Genomic DNA, 4,070 nt, shown 5'->3' with positions numbered 1-4,070 from the left:
TGCCCTGGCTACCTTCGCTGCCATAACTACCTTCACTTCCATGACTCCCATTTGAGCCATAACTGCCCTTTTTGCCTTTTTTGAATACAACGGGATTATTGACTAAAAATTCTTCAACCCCGTTTGCCTGTGCTTGAGATAACAATTCTTCCATGACCATACTCATATTCCTTTTCCACCACTTTCCCTAATTTTTATGCTCATTGATAATTTATGGGGAAGAAGTGGAATTGGCTATAGACAAACATATATTTTTTCATTATTAACCAAATGCCTATATACTGCACCATTGCTATGTGTAGAGCATATTATTCTAAAAAATATATATTTATAGGGGTATTTACAGTGCAAAAATATGAGATTTTTATCAATCCAAAGATGTTAAACCAGCTGGACAAGGATATTTGGATGAATCAACATGTCCCTGCTGTCCTCAAAATAGGAACCAACCAATATTCAATTGGTCTTGCCTATCGAGGAAATGTAATTAGAAAGAAGAAAAAGAAATCCTATAATATTATTTTTCAAAAACCCTCTATCGTTAATGGAGCACATGAAATTCATTTAAATGCAGAATTCAATGATGTATCCTTATGCAGGAATAAGCTGTCCCTTGATTTCTTTGACAGAATCGGCGTGATCTCGCCACATTCAAAACATATCCTTCTATATATAAATGGTTTTTGTAAAGGAATTTACTTAGAACTTGAATCATTCGATCAATATCTTTTACAAAAAAGAAATTTACCGATGGGCCCAATTATCTACGCAACCAATTATCATGCTAACTTCTCCTTACTAAACCCGAAAAAAAAATTAAAATCAAAATTGAAAGAGGGATACACGATTAAATATGGTGAAAAAAAAGACCTTTCCAATTTAGAAAACTTAATTGCCATGATAAATTCTTTAAGTAATGAGGAGTTTGAAAAACAAATAACACAGGAACTCGATGTTAATCAGTATTTAACGTGGCTGGCAGGTGTGGTTTGTACCCAAAATTTTGACGGTTTTATCCATAATTACGCACTTTACCAACGTAGTGATACTGGAGCTTATGAAATCACACCATGGGATTATGATGGAACTTGGGGTAGAAATCTCCATGGAAAACCTCTCCGCCATGACTATATACCGATATCCGGCTATAATACTTTAACTGGAAGATTGCTTTATTTTCCTCATTTTAAAAAGAAATATCGTGACATAATTTCGTCCGTTTTAGATAAAGACTTTACTGTTGAAGCACAAACAGCGATTATTGACGAGCTTTTTCAAAAAATAAAGCCACACCTTCACTTGGATCCGTTTATTAAAGCAAATGCTGAAACACTTGATCGTGAAAAAGAATTTATGATCGATTTTATCCAGAATAGAAGAAGATATTTAAAACAACAAGTGATAAAGCTCCAATGAAAAAAGTATATGGTTGAATATCATGTACTTTTTTGCCTCCTTTTCACCTTATCTATGAAAAAAATGCTACTTAATAAGTACAACATCGCTCCGTAATACATATAGATGCAGTGTATATGTTTATTTTATTTAGAGGAGGATAATTCATTTATGGATAGAGAAATGATGAGTCGACTTGTGGATAAAACCATCAGGGTTGATCGTGGAGGCCCTGAAAGCAGAATTGGAAAATTACTTGCTGTATTTGAAGATTATTTTGTTTTATTAACAGAAAGTGACGGAGTGGTTTACTATACGACAAACCATATCAAAAGTATTACAGAAAGTTCTAAAGATATAATGAAATTTGGAATAAAAGTTCCGAAAAAATTAGATTACAAGACGGCTGATAACTTTCATAAGCTCCTAGAGAGCATCAGGTTCCAATGGATAAAAATAAATCGTGGTGGTTCAGAGTCATTAGAAGGCGTACTCAGTGATGCAAATAAAAACTATGCTTCACTAATCGTAAACGATGAAGTTGTACGTTTTTCCATGAAACACATTCGTAACATTAGCTACGGCTTAACGGTTGAAAATACAAAAATAGATAGCTCTGAGAATTCCAATGATAACGATTAACAATCAACGTCACTTTCTCCAAACAGAGGAACGACCCATTATCACAGAAGGAGGATGAAACATGGGGTCAGATAAATTTTCAGCTGCATTGGATTTATTAAAAGGATTTAACGTAAATCTCTATGTAGATGAAGAAGTATTTAAAGGAACACTTATTGGTGTCGAAGCAGATCATGTGGTCTTGGAAACTGAAAATAAATACATTTTTTATTATAACATTGATAAAATTCAGGCGGTCACAAAAAACACCAGGCAGTTCCAGCCTGAGAAAACGACATCAGAATTTCAAAAGACTCAAAGATTAACAGACCTTTTACGTTCATTCCTACATTCTTGGATAACAATCTTATGTACTAACAAACAAAGATTTAGCGGTGTTTTAAGTGAAATTGATACAGATTTCGCTACTTTAATTAATGGTGAAGATCGAATTTATATAAAATTAACATATGTATCCAATATCTTGAAAGGGTATATCAAAGAAGAGAAACGAACACAAAACGAGACAACAGAAAATGAGCAAAACAAAAATGAGACTAAGAATAATGAAAACGAAGAAAATGATGAAGTAAATCGAACCTGCCAAACTACAGAAAACAAAACAGGAAACAATTCAAAGCAAACTGCCAGAGAGAAAAGTACTTCTTTTGAAAATAAAGAAAAAACTACTGCTGACAGTGAATACTCTGAAAAGCAACCAAAGGTGGCTGCAGTAGAGGAAATTTTTGAACCTCTCATTACCACTGAATTGTCACATTCGAAAAATAAAGTAACACTACAGATAGATGATCATATTTCCAAAAGTAGAAAACGGGAGACCTCTGTCGATACAGAGCACAAAGGAAAAACTGATCGAAAAAAACAAAAAAATGAAAAAAATAATAAAAAGAAAAAAACTGATGAGCCAAGTATAGGTAAAGCAAAACCAATTGAACCAGCAAAGGAAATGAAACCTGTCAAGGAAACAGTCATTAAAGTGGAAACGAAGCCTGCTGACAAGTTGCCATCATTAAAGAAAGAAGCAATACCTTCAAAATCTCAAGAAACAACAGACACAACCAAACCTGTTCTATCACATACTACTGCAAATAGAAAAACTGAAGATACCAATAGTGATAGGTTTGAAAACGACACAAAAAATGTATGGGGTCAAAAAGATGAGGAAAAAAGGACTTCCCGCTTTTCCGGTGAACCGGTTACCCCCAACAAAGAGCGTGCATTTCCTTTTGCCGGATGGCCAAATAGAAACAAAAAAACCTAAAAATTATAACCTCAGATCTCCTTATTTTCATGAAGCAAACATTTTTGGGTCTATTTATCTTCAGCCTTTTGGCAGCATCCTCAAATCCTCTTACAAATATGAGCTGGGCAGGCTTTTCATTTTGAAATATTAATTGAAATACCTCTATTGAGCCCTTCTCTTTTTGTAAATGGAAACTACAAGGAAAGGATGTGATTAAATGAAAGTAAAAGAAAATATCGGCAAGTATATTAAACTTGAGATCTCTGGAAAGAAGTTCATTAGCGGATTGTTAGTGGATATTGGCAGTGATACATGGGTGGTATTTAATGGAAAAGATCATCTTTACATTCCGATAGTTCACATCCAAAACTGGATACTGTTAAAACAGGATAAAATTTCAGAAATTAGTATTAAAAATGGACCAACTCCGATTTATAATCATAATGAAGAAATATCATTAAGAAAAATCCTTACCTTGTCAAAGGGTATTTTTACAGAAATCTATGTAACAAGTAAACAAGCATTGCACGGCTTTATTATTAGCATAATGAATAACTATTTTGTCTTTTACTCCCCTATATACAAAACAATGTTTATCTCCCTTAACCACTTAAAGTGGTTAATCCCTTATACGAATGATCAGCGGCCTTACGGTCTAAGCAACACAAGTCCTCCAGTAAACCAAAGCAATATTACATTTGCCCGATCATTTGAAGTACAAATTCAGAAGTTAAAGGGAGAATTGATTGTCATTAATAACGGGGAAAATGAGAATCTAATAGGGCAAATG

At 33.7% G+C, this 4,070-nt stretch carries 4 protein-coding genes; all 4 read left to right on the top strand.

Translation table 11 applies throughout. From position 1 onward, the window contains the following. The first annotated feature begins 345 nt into the window (after nucleotides 1-345). A complete protein-coding gene (locus V7150_RS21805) occupies nucleotides 346-1,416 on the top strand; it encodes a CotH kinase family protein (protein ID WP_335522420.1) in 1,071 nt (356 codons plus the stop codon). Between the two features lie 150 nt (nucleotides 1,417-1,566). After that, on the top strand, nucleotides 1,567-2,037 hold the full coding sequence (locus V7150_RS21800; protein WP_335522419.1) for a hypothetical protein: 471 nt from the start codon (nucleotides 1,567-1,569) through the stop codon (nucleotides 2,035-2,037). An 88-nt stretch (nucleotides 2,038-2,125) separates the two neighbouring features. Beyond that, nucleotides 2,126-3,298 carry a hypothetical protein gene (locus tag V7150_RS21795; protein WP_335522417.1) on the top strand — a complete coding sequence of 391 codons (1,173 nt, stop codon included), beginning with the start codon at nucleotides 2,126-2,128 and terminating at the stop codon, nucleotides 3,296-3,298. 199 nt (nucleotides 3,299-3,497) lie between these two features. Further along, nucleotides 3,498-4,070 (top strand): DUF2642 domain-containing protein (locus V7150_RS21790; RefSeq protein ID WP_335522415.1); only part of this gene is annotated, 573 nt, incomplete at its 3' end.

This window comes from Neobacillus drentensis (assembly GCF_036965245.1).
Lineage (GTDB): Bacteria > Bacillota > Bacilli > Bacillales > Cytobacillaceae > Neobacillus > Neobacillus drentensis_G.
The sequence above is the reverse complement of the archived record's forward strand: the minus strand, read 5'-3'. Positions and strand labels throughout refer to the sequence as shown.

Coding starts and splice junctions, on each gene's coding strand:
- V7150_RS21800 (WP_335522419.1), top strand. CDS start 1,567: ATGGATAGAGAAATGATGAGTCGACTTGTGGATAAAACCATCAGGGTT.